The 16,583-nt window shown below is 65.2% G+C and carries 14 protein-coding genes and 3 tRNA genes; 2 read left to right on the forward strand and 15 right to left on the reverse strand.

What is annotated here, in order from left to right:
• Window positions 1-74: 74 nt before the first annotated feature.
• From RDV55_RS02990 to RDV55_RS03010, 5 genes are all read right to left on the reverse strand, one after another.
• Window positions 75-992, reverse strand: a complete 918-nt coding sequence (locus tag RDV55_RS02990; protein ID WP_111824375.1) for a dihydrodipicolinate synthase family protein — start codon at window positions 990-992, stop codon at window positions 75-77.
• Window positions 993-994: 2 nt separating this feature from the next.
• Complete coding sequence (locus RDV55_RS02995; protein WP_111824376.1) at window positions 995-1,813, reverse strand: ABC transporter ATP-binding protein; 819 nt, start codon at window positions 1,811-1,813, stop codon at window positions 995-997.
• A complete protein-coding gene (locus RDV55_RS03000; RefSeq protein WP_111824377.1) occupies window positions 1,810-3,852 on the reverse strand; it encodes a dipeptide/oligopeptide/nickel ABC transporter permease/ATP-binding protein in 2,043 nt (680 codons plus the stop codon). Before RDV55_RS03000 ends, RDV55_RS02995 begins: the two co-directional genes overlap by 4 nt.
• Before the next feature lie 3 nt (window positions 3,853-3,855).
• Window positions 3,856-4,809, reverse strand: coding sequence for an ABC transporter permease (locus RDV55_RS03005; protein ID WP_111824378.1), 954 nt, complete (start codon window positions 4,807-4,809; stop codon window positions 3,856-3,858).
• A gap of 116 nt (window positions 4,810-4,925) precedes the next feature.
• Complete coding sequence (locus RDV55_RS03010) at window positions 4,926-6,497, reverse strand: ABC transporter substrate-binding protein (protein WP_111824379.1); 1,572 nt, start codon at window positions 6,495-6,497, stop codon at window positions 4,926-4,928.
• Window positions 6,498-6,670: 173 nt separating this feature from the next.
• Here RDV55_RS03010 and RDV55_RS03015 point away from each other — a divergent pair, with 173 nt between their 5' ends.
• On the forward strand, window positions 6,671-7,330 hold the full coding sequence (locus RDV55_RS03015; RefSeq protein WP_111824380.1) for a FadR/GntR family transcriptional regulator: 660 nt from the start codon (window positions 6,671-6,673) through the stop codon (window positions 7,328-7,330).
• Window positions 7,331-7,389: 59 nt separating this feature from the next.
• On the opposite strand, the gene RDV55_RS03020 is transcribed toward RDV55_RS03015, so the two are convergent.
• The 5 genes from RDV55_RS03020 to RDV55_RS03040 form a co-directional block, all read right to left on the reverse strand.
• Window positions 7,390-8,406: a sialidase family protein gene (locus tag RDV55_RS03020; protein ID WP_111824395.1), complete on the reverse strand. Its 1,017-nt coding sequence runs from the start codon at window positions 8,404-8,406 to the stop codon at window positions 7,390-7,392.
• A gap of 84 nt (window positions 8,407-8,490) precedes the next feature.
• Window positions 8,491-8,661, reverse strand: coding sequence for a 50S ribosomal protein L33 (gene rpmG, locus RDV55_RS03025; protein ID WP_003792256.1), 171 nt, complete (start codon window positions 8,659-8,661; stop codon window positions 8,491-8,493).
• A 54-nt stretch (window positions 8,662-8,715) separates the two neighbouring features.
• Window positions 8,716-8,792: transfer RNA gene (locus RDV55_RS03030), tRNA-Met, on the reverse strand.
• Between the two features lie 27 nt (window positions 8,793-8,819).
• Window positions 8,820-8,892 (reverse strand) — tRNA-Thr (locus RDV55_RS03035).
• Between the two features lie 91 nt (window positions 8,893-8,983).
• Window positions 8,984-9,068: transfer RNA gene (locus RDV55_RS03040), tRNA-Tyr, on the reverse strand.
• A gap of 98 nt (window positions 9,069-9,166) precedes the next feature.
• On the opposite strand from RDV55_RS03040, the gene RDV55_RS03045 reads away from it, so the two are divergent.
• A complete protein-coding gene (locus RDV55_RS03045; protein WP_111824381.1) occupies window positions 9,167-9,670 on the forward strand; it encodes a YajQ family cyclic di-GMP-binding protein in 504 nt (167 codons plus the stop codon).
• 51 nt (window positions 9,671-9,721) lie between these two features.
• On the opposite strand, the gene htpX is transcribed toward RDV55_RS03045, so the two are convergent.
• The 5 genes from htpX to RDV55_RS03070 form a co-directional block, all read right to left on the reverse strand.
• Entirely contained in the window at window positions 9,722-10,597 is an 876-nt protein-coding gene (gene htpX, locus RDV55_RS03050) for a zinc metalloprotease HtpX (protein WP_111824382.1), read from the reverse strand.
• A 147-nt stretch (window positions 10,598-10,744) separates the two neighbouring features.
• Window positions 10,745-12,256 (reverse strand): FAD-dependent oxidoreductase, encoded by a 1,512-nt coding sequence (locus RDV55_RS03055; protein ID WP_111824383.1) that lies wholly within the window; start codon window positions 12,254-12,256, stop codon window positions 10,745-10,747.
• Window positions 12,257-12,438: 182 nt separating this feature from the next.
• Complete coding sequence (locus tag RDV55_RS03060) at window positions 12,439-13,452, reverse strand: polyprenyl synthetase family protein (RefSeq protein ID WP_111824384.1); 1,014 nt, start codon at window positions 13,450-13,452, stop codon at window positions 12,439-12,441.
• The gene (gene nuoN / locus RDV55_RS03065) at window positions 13,449-15,002 is read right to left on the reverse strand and encodes an NADH-quinone oxidoreductase subunit NuoN (RefSeq protein ID WP_174703845.1); all 1,554 of its coding nucleotides are present in this window, start codon (window positions 15,000-15,002) and stop codon (window positions 13,449-13,451) included. Before nuoN ends, RDV55_RS03060 begins: the two co-directional genes overlap by 4 nt.
• A gap of 11 nt (window positions 15,003-15,013) precedes the next feature.
• Window positions 15,014-16,561, reverse strand: a complete 1,548-nt coding sequence (locus RDV55_RS03070) for a complex I subunit 4 family protein (RefSeq protein WP_111824386.1) — start codon at window positions 16,559-16,561, stop codon at window positions 15,014-15,016.
• Between the last annotated feature and the right edge of the window lie 22 nt (window positions 16,562-16,583).

Below are 16,583 nucleotides of genomic sequence, written 5' to 3' on the forward strand. Positions count from 1 at the left end.
GATCGACGAGGCCGGGGCGCGCGCCCTCGGGCGCGCAATATGCGGAACGAAACTGCCCCGGCCTCGTCGACGTATCAGGAGAGCAGGCCGACTCCGCGCAGGACGGAGGCAACGTGCTCGACGTTGTCACCCTCGAGGGCGGCAACCGGGCGCGGCATCTCGGGCGAATCGAAGACGCCGAGCAGGTGCAGGGCGGCCTTGAAGGCACCGACGCCGGCACCGAAGCCCGCCACGCCCTTCACCTGGACGATGCGCATGAGTTCGGCGAGGCGGTCCTGCTCGGAGCGCACGGTCTCCCAGTCGCGACGCTCGTAGGCCTGCCACTGGCGCACGTAGCCCTCGGGGTCCACGTTGGCCAGGCCGGGCACGGAGCCGTCCGCGCCGGACATGTAGGCGCCATCGACGACGACCTCGTGGCCGGTGAGCAGCTGCATCGGGTGGCCGGCGGCCTCGTTCGCCAGGCACAGCCATCGGAACGCGACGTCGTCGCCGGAGGAGTCCTTGACGCCGTCGATGATGCCGTCGCGTCCCAGGCGCATGAGCAGGTCGGGCGACAGCTTCGTGTGAACGCACACGGGGATGTCGTAGGCCCACAGCTCGAGGCTCGTATTCTCCTTAAGGAGACGGAAGTGCTTCTCGACCTCCGTCTCGCCGCCGAGGGCGTAGAACGGGGCGGTCGCGACGACGCCTGTGGCACCGCCGATTTCTTCCACGGCCTTGATGTTCTCGATGACGCGCTCGGTCTCGGTGTCGATGACGCCGACGAGGAGCGGGATGCGGCCGTCGACGATGCGCACGGCTTCGCGCTGGATCTGGGCGCGACGCTCGGCGGTCGAGAAGGCGACCTCACCGGTGGAGCCGGACACGAACAGGCCGTCGAGGCCTGCCTCGATCATGCGGTTGATGTGGCGCTCAAGCGAGGGGACGTCGAGTTCGCCATCCTTGAGCGGAATGGCCAGGGGCGGGACGACGCCACGGATCTTCGAGGACATAATTACTTCTCTCCTTCGAGGTTGGGGTGCAGCAGCGAGGGCGCGGCGCCCAGCAGCTTGCGGGTGTAGGGGTCCTTGGGGTCGGCGAGCAGCTGAGCTGCCGGGCCTTCCTCCACGACCTTTCCGGCATTCATGACGGCTATGCGGTCCGACACGTAGCGCACCGTCTGGATGTCGTGCGAGATGAACACCATCGCCAGGCCGAGGTCCTTCTTCAGGTCCGTCAGCAGGTTCAGGATCTGTGCGCGCACCGAGACGTCGAGCGCGGAGGTCGGCTCGTCGGCGATGATCGCGTCGGGGCCGATGGACAGGGCGCGGGCGATCGCCACGCGCTGACGTTGGCCACCCGAGAGCTGTCCGGGCAGCGCATCGAGGGCACTGGACGGCAGGCCGACGAGCGAGATCAACTCTCGTACCCGCTTAGCGCGGGAGGCCTCGTCGCCGATGCCGTGCACGCGCAGGGGGTCAGCGAGCTGATCCTGGACGTGCATGCGCGGATTGAGGGCCGTCGCCGGATCCTGGAAGACCACGGAAACGACGCGACCGATTTCCCGTCGTGCGGCGGCGCTACGCTTCGTGACCTCTTTGCCGTTGAAGAACACCTGGCCCTTCGTCGGCATCTGCAGGCCGCACATGACGTTTGCGGTCGTGGACTTGCCACAGCCGGACTCGCCGACGATGCCGAGCGTCTGCCCGCGCTCGAGGCGCATGTTGACGCCACGCACCGCGTGGACCTTGTTGGGCTTGAACAGGGAGCCGGTACGCGAGGTGAAGGTCACCTCAACGTCCTTCAGTTCGATGATCGCAGCGTTCTCGCTCATCGGGTCTCCTCCTTACCGGTGGTTTCCTGCGCGTCGGCCTCGCCGCGGGGAGGCAGAGCCGCGTACACGTGCTCGGGACCGACCTCGGTGAGAACCGGGCGGATGTCCAGTCCGTAATCGGGGTGCGAGGATCGGGGTGCAAAGCGGTCGCCCTTGGGGAAGTCGCGAGGCGACGGCACGGTACCGGGAACCTGGTGCAGACGACCGGAGCCGGACTCGATCGAGAGGACGGCACCCAGCAGGCCGCGCGTGTACTCGTGGGTCGGGTGCGTGAGCAGCTCCTTCGTGGGGGCCTGCTCGATGACCTGTCCGGCGTACATGACGGTGATGTGGTGCGCCACCTCGGCGACAAGCGCCAGGTCGTGGGACACGAAGATCATGGCGAACCCAAGCTTCTCGCGCAGCTCGTTGAGCAGTGCGATGACCTGCTTCTGGACGGTCACGTCCAGGGCGGTGGTCGGCTCGTCCGCAATAATGAGCTTCGGGTCGCGGGTCAAAGCCATAGCGATGAGAACGCGCTGGCGCTGTCCGCCCGACAGTTCGTGCGGGTAGGACTCAAGGGTGCGCTTGGGATCGAGACCCACGAGCTCGAGGAGTTCCTCGGCGCTGCGCGTGCCACCGCGGCTGGTCAGCTGCTTCATCTGCGCCTTAATCAGCATGGCGGGGTTCAGGGACGACAGGGCGTCCTGGTAGATCATGGCCAGCTCGTGTCCGAGCAGGGCGCGGCGCTCCTCGGTGGTCTTGTCCAGCAGGTTCTCGCCCTGGTAGAGAATTTCACCCGTGATCTTCGCCTTCGGGTCGATGAGACCCATGATGGTCAAAGCGGTGATCGACTTGCCACAGCCGGATTCTCCGACGAGGCCCATTGTCTCGCCCGGACGCACCTTGAAGGACACGTGGTCGACCACGTTGACCTCGCCGTGGCGCTCGAACTCGATGCACAGATCCTTGACCTCAAGCAGCGGGGTCTTCTCGAAGGAGGCCTCGAAGCGGTCGGTGCGCTTGCCTTCGACGGACTCGAGGTCGTCGAGGCGAGCCTGCAGGGACTCGGCCTGCTCGGCGTAGGCGCGGCGCGGGTCGAGCAGGAGCTTGTCGGCCTCGCGGTCGGAGTCCTTGTCGACCTGAGCGACAGCACCCGAGGATGGGGCGGCCACCATGGCGTCCGTGATGCCCTCGGACAGGATGTTCAGGCACAGGACGGTGATCATGATGAACAGGCCCGGGAAGAAGGCAGTCCACCACTTGCCCAGCAGAACCGACAGGTTCGACGAGGCCTCGGACAGGACGTTGCCCCACGTGGCCACGGTGGTCGCCTGGAGGCCCGAACCGATGAAGGTCAGGGAGGCCTCGAGGATGATCGCGTCGGCGACCAGGACGGTGGCGAACACGAGGACCGGGGCGGCCGTGTTACGCATGACGTGCTTGACGAGGATCCACGGGGCGCGGGCACCGGAGACGATCACAGCGCGGACGTAGTCCTCCCCGTACGCCGCCATGACATTCGCGCGCACGATGCGGGAGAGCTGCGGGATATACACGAATGCGATCGAGCAGATGATGACGATGACCAGGCCGAAGGTGTTGCCGGACTTGGAGAGCGTGCGCCCGAAGACCAGGACGGAGACTGCCGCCATGGCGATGCCTGGCACCGCCATGATGATGTCCATGACGCGCATAATCGCTTCGGAGAAGGACTTGCGCACGACGGCTGCAATCGAGCCGATAATCGCGCCGAAGAAGAGGGCGATCAGGGTCGAGCACAGGCCGATGAGCAGGGAGAAGCGACCACCGAACAGGACGCGCGCGAAGATGTCGCGGCCCACGTGGTCCGTTCCGAACAGGTGCGCGCCGGACGGGGCGCTCCACTTGTCGAAGATCTCATCGGGACCGTAGGGAGAAACGTAGGGTGCCAGGACCGAGACGAGGACGATGAGGGCAAGGAGGCCCATCGCGATCTTCGATCCGGTGGACATTGCACCGATGCGCGAGAAACGCGCGCCCTTCGCGGTGACCTTGCCGAGCTTTTCTTTCTGATTCATGCCTCACACCGACCTAATACGCGGATTGATGAGCAGGTAGAGCATGTCAACGATGATGTTGACCACGATGAACGCGATCGCGACGACGAGCGCGCCTCCCTGCACGAGGGTCACCCAGTTCTCCTGGATCCCCTTGAGCAGGACCGCTTTACCCATTCCATCGATAGAGAAGATGATCTCGATGACGACTGCGCCACCCATCAGGTAGCCGATGCGCAGGCCGAGGACGGTCACGGGCGTGATGAGCGCGTTGCGCAGCACGTTGCGGGCCACGACGATGCGCTTGGGGATACCGGCGCCGACCGCGGTGCGAACGTAGTCGCGGTCCAGTTCCTCAACCATTGAGGTACGCACGACTCGGGTCATCTGACCAACGACGGGAACCGCCAGCGCGATGGCAGGGAGAAGCATCCGCAGGAACCAGCCACTCGGATCTTCGCTGAACGCGGGCAGCGGGCCAGAGACCGGAAGCTTCTGAACAAATCCGAGGACCAGCAGCGCCGCCAGCCAGAAGGACGGGGTGCCGATGCCGATGACCGAGAACACGCGGATGACCTGGTCGGGCCAGCGGTCGCGGTACAGGGCGGCGAGGACACCGAGGGGGAAAGCGATGATCACGGCGAAGAACAGGCCGAGGAAGGTGAGCTGCAGGGTGATCGGAAGAGCCTGAGCAACCAGGTCAGTCACATGGTTGGACGTACCAACGCCGTAGGTACCGAGGTCGCCGTGGAGCATGTTCCACAGGTAGCGGCCGTACTGAACGAAGAAGGGGTCGTTGAGACCGTGCTGCACACGGTACTCTTCGAGAGCTTCGGGGGTCGCGGTCTCGCCCAGTGCCGAGTAGGCCGGGTCGATGGGAGACAGCGACATGATGAAGAAGACGAGGAAGGACACGCCGACCACCATGATCGGCAGGGCCACCAGTCGTCGTCCGATGAGTCGCAGAAGGTTATTCACTGCTAGACCTCCATTTCAACGGATTTTGGCAATAGGAAAGGAGGGGTGGCGCCCGACTGTGGCGTCTGCCTCAGGGTGGCGCTCCACCCCTCCCTTCTGAGTGGTCCCTAGGGGACTTACTTAGCGCTCACACCGATCAGCTGCAGGCCGGTCGAGGAGATCGCCTGGAATCCATCCACCTTGTTGGGGTTGGAGCCGGTGATCATGTTGCGGAAAACGAGCGGGAAGATCACGGTCTTCTCGGCGAGCAGATCCTGAGCTTCGCCCCACTTGGCCTTGGCGGCGTCGCCGTCAAGCTGAACGGCCTCGTCCATGATCGACTGCAGCTTGTTGAAGGACTCGGGGTCCGAGGTCTGCCAACCGTCACGCTTCTTGGTCCAGACGTTGTCGCCGTTCCACCAGGAGATGATGATGCCGGGGTCGGTGCCGAAGACCGAGGGGTCGCCGGGGGCCAACACGATGTCGTAGGTGGGGTTGTCAACGTCGGTGACGTTGGAGTAGAGGTCGGACGAAGCCATCTGCGTGTGGTTGACCTTCAGGCCGAGGGCCTCCAGGTCGGACTTGATCTGGGGAACCAGGGAGAGGACCCACGGGTGGTCCGTCGACACCAGGTTGACCTCGAGGCCGGAGACGCCGGCATCGCTCAGGAGCTTGGAGGCGGCATCCTTGTCGTAGGACAGATCGGTGGCGGGCTTCTTGTAGGCAGGGTTGGCCTCGGGTAGGAAGGAGGTAGCCTCGACGGCCTGTCCCTCAAGCGCGGAGCTGATCAGCTTCTTTTTATCGATGGACTTCAGGATCGCGCGGCGAACCTCGGGCTTGTCGAAGGGGGCCTTCTGCGTGTTGAACATCAGGAAGGGGTTGCCGTAGCCGGGCTTGGACTCGACGTTCCAACCGGCGCCCTTGAGCTGATCCTGCGCGGAGGCGGGAACGGCTTCCATGACGTCGATGGTGCCACCGATGGCCGCGGCGAGGCGGGCGGAGTCATCCTTGAGGGACTGCCACTTCAGGGTTGCAACCTTCGCGGGCTCATTGCCGGTGTAGTTCTCGTTCGGAACAGCGGTGATCTCGGTCGCCGTGATGTTCTCGTACTTGTAGGGACCGGTGCCGATCGGCTTGGCCTTGAGCGAGTCTTCGTCCATCGAGGAGGGAACGACGCGCACGTTGACGAAGCGCTCCTTCAGGCTGGCGAAGGGGTGCTTGAGCTTGATCGTGATCGTGTTGTCATCCTTCGCTTCGACAGAGTCGACGAAGGTGAAGAACTGACGGTAGATCGACTTCTCGGAGGTCGCACGCTCGTAGGAAGACACGAAGTCAGCGGCGGTCACGGGGGTGCCGTCGGAGAACTTCGCGCCGTCGCGCAGCTTCACCTCGTACTCGGTGTCGGAGACCTTCACGGGGTCACCGGCGGCCAGCGCGGGGCTGACGGAGTAGTCGGCCATGTTGAAACGGTACAGGCCCTCGAGGACCTGCCAGTTCGCACCCATGCCGAGTGCCGAGGTGGTGATCGGTCCGTAGTCGGTGGTCTCGTAGGCGACACCGGCCGTGACGGTACCCTTCGGTCCTTCGGAGGCCGTGGAGCCGCCGCCGGAGGACGTGGTGGTGGAAGATCCGCCGCCGCACGCGGTCAGGATCATGGCGGCAGCTGCGGTCAGCGCAGCGCCGGTCGCGAAGTGTTTACGCATTCGCATGTTCTCGCTCCTCATCATCGAGAAAATAGGACGTGCGGTTCTGTTGTTCCGCTCGCTATACTGATTCTATGTTGTCAGACAAATTAGTGCAAGCGATATCACCGCCACCACCCACAGGAAAAGAATCGAATCGACACGGACCGGGGGCAATTGACTCGAGATCCTCGGTAACGATGGATGCAATCAAGTCCTATATTCTGCGACACGGATTACACCCAGGCGACCGACTCCCAACAGAATCGGCACTGTGCGCCGACCTTGGCGTTTCACGCTCCTCCGTGAGAGAAGCGCTACGTCGACTCCAGGCTCTCGACATCGTGACGGTCCGTCAGGGTTCCGGTTCCTACGTGGGAGAGATGTCCATGCAGCCGCTCGTCGAGACCCTCGTTCTGCGCGCCGCCCTCGACGAAATCAACGGCGCACAGTCTCTGCACTCGATCATCGACACCCGTCGCGCCCTGGACCTCGGGATCGCAGTTCCCCTCACGCGGGCCATGAAGGGCACGAAGAACCCGCACCTGTGGGCGCTCGTCGAGGCCATGACTGCATACGCCCACTCAGGCTCGACCTACCTCGAGCAGGATATCGCCTTCCACTCGGGCCTCCTGGCCTACGTCGAGAACGAGCTCATGCATCAGCTGGTGGCCGCCATGTGGCTCGTCCACCAGAGCGTCACCCCCCAGCTGGCAGCAGCGTCGCGCCAGGAAATGGAAGACACCGCCGAGGCCCACGCGGCCATCCTGCGGGCATGCGAAGCCGGAGATGTCGAGGCGTACGCCGCGGCAGTCGACGCGCACTACGCCCCGCTTCTCGCGATCATCGAAGGTCGCTAGAACACACAGAAAAACCCGGAGCGTTGCGGGGGCACACGCACCGGGTTTTCTGTACCCATTTACAGGCAGACCACGGTCTCCCAGAGGCCACGGCCCCTTTCGAAGACCACCACTGCCTCGTCCCCCGCGAAGGCCAGGTCGCTGTATCCGAAGTCCCCTTCCCCAAAGGACGCGACAACCTCTGCACGGACCGAGCCCTCCCACGGCGGGCTAAGACGCAGGACTTCGCCACCGGCCCGCGCGTCGCGCAGCCCCGGATGAACGAAGAAGGCACCGTCCATGCGCGCGTTGCAGCCGGGATCGTCCAGCTGCCACAGGCACCCGCCCTCCCACGTTCGCCCGTCCCCCCACGCGAGGTAGCGCGCGCCGGAACCGCGCCCCTCGAAGCCCTGAAGCCGGCAGTTCGCGACGACGCGGCCGCCCCACGCGCTGAGGGTCGTCTCGTCGAGAAGCACGCCCCCATCGCCGACAAGCGCATCCGCCGCCCCAACGAGGCGCCCAGCGCGCGCGTAGACGACGCGCACGTGCGTCTCCTCGCCGGTGCGCACGACGTAGGGCAGCGCCACGGAACCGTCGACGGTCGCAGTGCCGCCAGACGTGGCGAACAACGCGTCCGCTCCCGTGAGCTCATACAGCTCATCCGTCATATCCGCGTATGTCATATCCTCGGGGCCGCTCCCCCACGCCCACCAGGCACGCAAGCGCTCGCCATCGGCACGCGAGTCCATATATCCCACGCGCCCGTCCGTGGACGCAAACGCCAGGTGCATGATCCCGCCGCCGTCCACACCGACGCACGCATCCGAGGACACGGCCGGGCCGCCGACGGGAAGCGGACTCGACGCCCCCCATTGTCCGTCGCCCGCGCGGACCATCCAGTGGATTCGATTCGGGTTCGGCAGATCCGACGCCATCGTCAACCCGTTAAAGTCTGATCCCACGCCCGAGGCCGGGGCGGGGCGCTCATCATAGAACAGAACCGTGCGCCCATCCGCGAGCGTCACGAGGCCGGGGATGCGCGCCTCGCCCGCGCCTTTCGGGGCGACAACACAGCGAGAGGCAGGAAGGTCAGTCATACGCACAGAATAACGCAGGTGTTTCGCACACATGCAAAGAACCCCGGGGAACCTATGTTCCTCGGGGCTTTGAGACGGAAGCCGTCAGCGGGTCTCGCGGTGCGCCGTCGACTTGTGGCAGCGCGGGCAGTACTTCGCCAGCTCGAGACGATCCGGCGTGTTACGACGGTTCTTCTTGGTGATGTAGTTGCGCTCCTTGCACTCCGAGCAGGCCAGAGTGATCTTGGGGCGAACGTCCTGGGACTTACTTGCCACGGTTGTTTCCCTCGCTTTGTTTTGTCGCTCGCGCGACCTGTCGGATCAAAGAATTGGTAGCGGGGGCGGGGCTCGAACCCGCGACCTCACGATTATGAGTCGTGCGCTCTGACCAGCTGAGCTACCCCGCCGCCGGAAGCGGATGAATCCGCGACCGGAGCCCCGAAAGGGAATCGAACCCTTGACCTTCTCCTTACCATGGAGACGCTCTGCCTACTGAGCTATCGGGGCAACGCCGGAAAGCCTATCTCATCTCCGAGCGCCGAAGCAATCCCGGAGCCTGAGAATGACATCACAGGCGTTACTCACTGGAACCAGCGAGTGGTGGCAGGTGAGGGATTCGAACCCCCGAAGCACGAAGCGTCTGATTTACAGTCAGATCCATTTGGCCGCTTTGGTAACCTGCCGTGCGCCGCTCTCGCGGTGCCGTGAAAGAATAGCATTAAAATGGTTCCAAGCGCCAATCGGAACGGCGATCGGTGCAATTCCAACGAAAGGTACACCCATGGCAGACTCCTCTTTCGACGTCGTCTCCAAACTCGACCGCCAGGAGGTCGACAACGCTGTCAACCAGACCGCCAAGGAGATCGCCAACCGCTACGACTTCCGCGGCGTGGACGCCGCCATCTCCCTCAGCGGCGATACGATCGCGATGGAGGCGAACTCCGCTTCCCGCGTCCTAGCAATCCTCGATGTGCTGCAGTCCAAACTGATTCGCCGCGGCCTGTCCCTGAAGGTTCTGGACTACAAGGACCGCGAACCCAAGGCCTCGGGCAAGCTTTTCAAGCTCGCCTGCCCCCTCAAGGAAGGCATCCCGCAGGACACCGCGAAGAAGATCTCGAGGCTCATCCGAGAGGAAGGCCCCAAGGGCGTCAAAGCCCAGATTCAGGGTGACGAACTTCGCGTTTCTTCGAAGTCCCGCGACGACCTGCAGGCCGTCATCACCCTTCTCAAAGGTCCCAAGGGCGAGGAGCTGGACGTCGCACTCCAGTTCGTGAACTACCGCTAACCACAGCAGCAGGGGGCGGCCGGAATATCCGGCCGCCCCCTGCTCGTGTGCCTAATAGCCCGCGATCTTCTCCAGACGGGCGATCCGCTCCTCCATCGGGGGGTGAGTCGAGAACATACGCTCGAGAGACTCCCCACGGAACGGGTTCGCGATCATCATGGCCGCGACGTTGCGCGTGCGCGGCGTGTCCTCCATCGGGCGTCGATCCGTCGTTATCTCGAGCTTGCGGAGAGCCGAGGCGAGTGCGAGTGGATCCTGCGTGAGCATCGCGCCATCCTCATCCGCGTCGAACTCGCGGGTGCGCGACAGTGAGAACTGGATGAGCATCGATGCGATCGGCGCCAGGAGACTGAGCGCGAGCAAGCCGATGAAGCCCACCGCACCGCCCTCGCGGCGATTCCCTCCGCCAAAAAACAGGAGGCCTTGCGCTACCGTCGCGATCACGCCGCCCATGGCCGCGGCGACAGACGTCGTCAGGATGTCGCGGTTGTACACGTGCATGAGCTCATGCCCGAGCACACCGCGCAGTTCGCGCTCGTTGAGAATCGCCAGGATACCCTCCGTGCAGCACACGGCCGCATTGTTCGGGTTACGGCCCGTCGCGAACGCATTGGGGGTCAGCGTCGGAGCCACCCAGATCGTCGGCATCGGCTGTTGGGCACGATCCGACAGCTCCCGAACGATCGCGTAGAGGGCGGGCTGTTCGGCCTCAGCCACCTGATAGGCGCCCATCGAGCGCAGCGCAATCGTCGCCGAGTTCCAGTACGAGTACGCGGTCTGCGCGAGCCCAATGCCCGCAAACACAACGATCCACACCACACGGCCCGTGCCCGAAGCGATGAGCGCACCGATGGCGAGCAGCAGCGCCCACATGCCTCCCAGCAGGAGCGTCGTCTTCAGACCGTTGTGATAGTTGCGGTGCACCATACAGGGGATCCTATGGCGGTTAACTGAGAAGGCCCTGGGAGTCTGCCGAATCGCGGGTGGGAACCGATTGACCGGTCAGCGACACACGAACGGAACGAGGCCGCGACCGGACAACCGGCCACGACCTCGCCTGCGAATCAGGACGCGTCAGTTGCGACGGCCCGGGCCCGTGTAGTCTTCGAAGCGCTCGGGAGCGGTGGGAACACCCATCTCGCCCATATCGCCGATGTGGTCCACGCTGTGCGGATCCACCTGAGCGCCACGCGAAATATCCGTCATCGCGCGACGCGAGACGACCTTGATGCGCTCACGCCTGCCGCGGCCGCCCGGAAGCTCGCCGTAGTCCTCGCCCAGAGCCTGCTCGTAGGCGTCGAGGAGCTCCCAGCCCTCCCAGGTCGTGAACTCGACGCCACGGGACTCCAGGAGTGCCACCATGGCCTCGTGGCCCACCTCTACGGAGTTCGCGTGCAGGCGCCCCTCGGAAGCATCCTCCACGAGGTGGGAGATGGTCTGCTGGGCGTCCGACTTCGTGGAGCCAATGAGGCCGACGGGGCCGCGCTTGATCCAGCCGGTCGCGTACACGCCGGGAATGACTGGGGCGGACTCGTCCTTGGTGGTCTCGCCCTCGATGACGCGGCCCTCAACGTTGGGCACGACGCCTGCCCGCTTATCGAAGGGCAGACCCGGGATCGGCGAGGAGTAGTAGCCCACCGCGCGGTAGACGGCCTGCACGGGCCACGTCGTGATGACGCCCGTACCCGACACGCTCCCATCGCCGTTGAGGGCGGTACGCTCGGTGCGCAGGGCCTTCACGTGGCCGTCCTCATCCGCGACGATCTCGACCGGCGACTGGAACAGGTGAATGTGGATGCGGCGCGAGGCCGTGTGCTCCTCCGGGTCCGCCATCGCGTAGCTCGTCAGCGTCTTGACGACCTGACGCTGCTGGTTCGACGCGCGCAGCGCCTCCTCCGAACCCTCGTCAAAATCGAAGTCTTCCTCGGAGGCGATGACGTCCACGTCCGGCACCTTGCCCAGCTCTCGCAGCTCCAGGGGCGTGAACTTCACCTGCGCCGGGCCACGACGACCGAACACGTGCACGTCGGTGATCGGGTTCTCCGCGAGGGCCTCGGCCACGTTGGCCGGCACCTCGGTCTTGAGCATGTCCTCGGCGTGCTTGGCCAGGACACGCGACACGTCCAGCGCCACGTTGCCGACGCCCAGGACCGCGACCTCGCGCGCCTTCAGCGGCCACGTGCGCGGGTAGTCCGGGTTACCGTCGTACCAGGACACGAAGTCAGCGGCGCCGTAGGACTCGGGCAGGTTCACGCCCGGGATATCGAGAGGGTGATCGCGATCCGCGCCCGTCGCGATGATGATCGCGTCGTAGTGGTCGCGCAGGTCGTCGATCGTCACGTCGCGGCCAACCTCAACGTTACCGAGCAGGCGGATGTCTCCGCGCTGCAGGATCTTGTACAGCGCAACGATGATCTGCTTGATCCGCGGATGATCCGGCGCGACGCCGTAGCGCACGAGACCGTAGGGCGCGGGAAGACGCTCAAACAGGTCGATATTCACCTCGAGCCCCGACTTGGACAGGATATCCGACGCGTAAATGCCAGCGGGACCAGCGCCAATGACGGCGACGTTGAGCGGTGCCAACCGATTTCTCCTTCTTCGTGACCACGCGCGTGTGCGCGCACCTGGGCACTAAGTCTAGCGCCCCGATGCCAAGGGCAACCTTAGCTGAGACCCTCACACTCCTCAAGAGTGTTGCGCGCATACGACGAGGCCAGGGCCAGCCGCGCTGGTGCGCGCAGCCGAGCCCCGGCCTCGGGACGGATTCAGACCAGGCGATCCACCATCAGGTTAGCGAAGGCCTCGAGCGCCGTCCTGGCCTCACCCTTGGGCAGCGGTGCCAGTGCAGCGACCGCGTCATTCGCCCAGGTGCGCGCAAGGAGGCGTGTCTCCTCGAGCACGTCGTGCCTACGCAGCTGCTCGACAACCGAAGCGAGTGCCTCGTCGGAGGACAGGTCCCCCGTCAGCTCGCTGAGGATGCGCGCACCGGCCTCGTCGATAGTTCCGGCGGCCGCGCGGCGGCGCAGAAGGAGGACGGGAAGCGTGTCGACGCCCTCGCGCAAATCCGTGCCGGGGGTCTTGCCCGACTGCTCGCCCGAAGACGCCAGGTCGAGCACGTCGTCGGCGATCTGAAAGGCGACGCCGACCTTCTCGCCGAAGTCACTGACCACGTCAGCCATCAGCTGGCCAGCACCCGACAGCAGCGCGCCGAAGGACGCGGCGGTGGAGACGAGCGAGCCCGTCTTGTCCGCCAGGACCTGCAGGTAGAAGTCGACGCGATCAGTGCCGTCCGTCGGACCGAAGGTCTCGTTCAGCTGGCCCTCACACAGGCGTTCGAAGGTGCGCGCGTGGTGGGTGACCATCTCGGGCCCCAGGGAGGCAACCAGGAGGGAGGCGCGGGCGAACAGGATGTCACCGGCCAGGATCGCCCGGTTGTTGCCCCACAGATGCTGAGCCGAGGGCACGCCGCGACGAGTCGGCGCGGAGTCCATGACGTCGTCGTGATACAGGGACGCCAGGTGCGTCAGCTCCACGGCCGTGGCCGCCGTGATGACCTGCTCGTCAAGCGCTCGCTCGGCATCGCCCAGCTGCGCGCACACGAGCGTCAACAGCGGACGCATCCGCTTGCCGCCGGCGACAGCGAGGTGACGGGTCAGCTCGTCCGTCAGATCACGCGACGAGGACACGGCGTCGAGGAGACGACGCTCGACGACCTCGAGCCCCGGGGTAATACGGGACTCGAGGTCGGGAACATGAAGGTCGGGTGTTTGAGCGCTCACGGAATCAGTATGACGATCTTTTCGAGCAGACTCAACACGGGACCCGGGAAGACGCCCAGGGCGAGCGTCCCAATCGCGCACACGATGATCGCCAGAGCGGACAGGCCCTCCGACTTCACCACGACGGACTCTTCACCGGGCTCGGTGAAGAACATCAGGCGCACGAGGCGGAAGTAGAAGAACGCGGTGATCGCCGAGGCCACAAGGCCCACGATCGCGAGCCAGCCGATGCCGCCCTTGATCGCGTCGGAGAAAACCACGAACTTACCAATGAAACCGCCGGTCAGCGGGATGCCAGCAAACGACAGCAGGAAGACGAGCATCGCGCCCGCGATCCACGGGTTGGTGCGGCCGATGCCCGCCCACTTGCGCAGGCTCGTCGCCTCGCCGAGGACGTTGCCGTCCGCATCGCGGCCACGCACGAGCGAGACCACCGCGAAGGCACCAACCGTCGCCAGGCCGTAACCGAGCGTGTAGAACAACACATGACCCGTACCGCCCTTCTGGATCGCGAGGATGCCCATGAGGATGAAGCCCGCGTGAGCGATCGACGAGTAGGCCAGCATCCGCTTGACGTCATCCTGCACGAGGCCGGCGAAGGTACCGACGAGGATCGTCAGGACTGCGACGGCGGCAAAGACGTACAGGAAGTCCCACTGCAGGTAGGCGGCGACGGCCTGGTAGAAACGAGCCATCGCGGCGAACGCGGCGACCTTCACGGCAGCGGCCATGAAGCCCGTGACCGGGGTCGGGGCGCCCGTGTAGACGTCGGGTGTCCACGCGTGGAAGGGGGCGGCACCCACCTTGAACAGCAGGCCGACCATCACGCAGAACACGCCGATGAGGACCATCCAGTCCATGGAGGTGTCCGACGAGATCGCCTCGCCCAGCGCCGAGATGCGCAGCGAATTGGAGAAACCGAAGAGGAACGCCGAACCCATCAGCATGAAGCCCGAGGAGAATGCGCCCAGCACGAAGTACTTCAGGGCGGCCTCGTAGGACAGCTGACGGCGACGACGCGCGGTCGCAGCCATGATGTACAGCGGCAGCGACATGACCTCAAGGGCCACAAAGAGCGTCACGAAGTTATCCGCCGCAGGGAAGATCATCATGCCGCCCAGCGAGAACAGGGTCAGCGGGAAGATCTCCGAGCGCTGGTAGCCCTTACGTTCCGACAGCTCCTCGGCCGCCGAGTCCGGGCGATCCGAAGGCTGGCCTGCGAACGCGCCGTCGCCGACGGTCGTACGGTCGGCCATCACGAGAACCGCGAGGAAGCCAATGATGACGAGCACCGACTGGGCGACGATCGTCAGCGGGTCCTCGATGTACTCCCCCAGCGAGGCCGGCGCGGCCACGACGGGAGCCCACCGCAGCGCGAGCATGACGCAGGCACCCGCGGTTGCCAGGATCGACAGGCCGATCACGATGGGACGGCGTGCCTTGGCCGGGGCGAAGGCCTCGACGAGGACACCGAGGACGGCGGCGCCGAGCACGATGAGGATCGGCGCGAGGCTCAGCCACTGAACCTCGGGGGCCTGGAAGTTAGCCATGGGTAGAACGTTCACTGTGCGCTCCCTTCAACGGTGGCGCCGACCTGCGAGTTGGTCAGGTCGAGGTCTGAAGCAACCGGGGTCAGGGCGCTCACGAGAGGCGCCGACCAGATACCAAGGATGAGCATCGCGGCCACGAGCGGGACCATGACGCCGCGCTCGCGAGCGCCGAGGTCCGCTAGGTCCTCCTTGCCCGCGCCCGGAGCGCCGGTGAAGACGCGCTGGTAGGGCATGAGCACGTACAGGGCGGCAATGACGACGCCCAGCACCGCGAAGAGCGCCAGCGGCGCGCTGACCGACCAAGTGCCCATGAGCACGAGGTACTCGGGAACAAAGCCGGACAGGCCCGGCAGTGCGATGGAGGCGAGACCGGAGACGAGCCACAGGCCCGCGAGAACCGGGGTCACGCGCTGCATGCCGACGTACTCGCGCATGTCCTGCGTGCCACCGCGGCGCGAGAGCCAGCCGGAGAGCAGGAACATCGCGGCGATCGACACGCCGTGGGCGACCATGTAGAACATGGCACCGACGAGAGCAATCTGCGAACCGATGAAGATACCCAGAACCATGAAGCCGAAGTGCGACACCGAGGTGTAGGACACGAGGCGCATGATGTCATTCTGGCCGTTCGCCGACAGGCCTCCCCACAGGATGGAGATCACGGCGAGGACGCACATAACCCACTTCGCCGAGGAGGCCGCTGCGGGTGTGAGCTGCAGGCACAGGGCGATCATGCCGAAGGTGCCGATCTTGTCCAGGACACCGACGAGCAGGACCGAGGTGCCGGGGCGGGCAACGGCGGCCGTGTCGGGCAGCCACGTGTGGACCGGAACCATGGGGGCCTTGATCGCGAAGGCGACCATGAAGGTCACGAAGACGACCATCTGAACCGCCATCGGGGCGTTCGGCATGATCTGGGTGAGCGTGTCCATGCGGAACAGCGTCGAGACGTCCTGCGCCGCGTTCGAGCTCATCGCCCACAGGTAGAGGATGCCACCGAGCATCACGAGTCCGCCAAACAGCGAGTACAGCAGGAACTTCATGGCGGCCTTGTGACGCGCGGCCTCCTCACCGACGCCGTAGCGACCGATCATGAGGTACAGGGGCACGAGCATCGCCTCAAAGGCGAAGTAGAAGACCGTCAGGTCGTAGGCCGCGAAGATGACGACCATGAACGCCTGGAGGGCCAGGACGAGCGCCGGGTAGGCACCGCGGTCCGCGGCATCGTCCTCGTCCCACCCCGCGATGAGCACGAGCGGCACGAGGCCGATGGCCAGCAGGATCATGACGAGGCCCAGCGCGCTAACGCCGAGAGACCAGGTGATGCCGATCTGGGGGATCCACAGGTGGCTCTCGTACACCTGGTACGAGGCCGGGGCAGACCAGTCGAACACGGAGGCGGCGACGTACACGCCGAGCGCGAGCTCGACGAGGGCGATCGCCAGAGCGACCACGCGCCCAACGGCGCGCCTCAGGGGCGGGACGAAGCCGAGGAGGGCCGCGCCCGCGGCCGGAACGGCCACGAGGACGGACAGCCACGGGAAGTTAGCAGCAACCATTGCACTTTCCATTGTCGTGTAC

The sequence above is a fragment of the Schaalia odontolytica genome (assembly GCF_031191545.1).
Taxonomy (GTDB): Bacteria; Actinomycetota; Actinomycetes; order Actinomycetales; family Actinomycetaceae; genus Pauljensenia; species Pauljensenia odontolytica.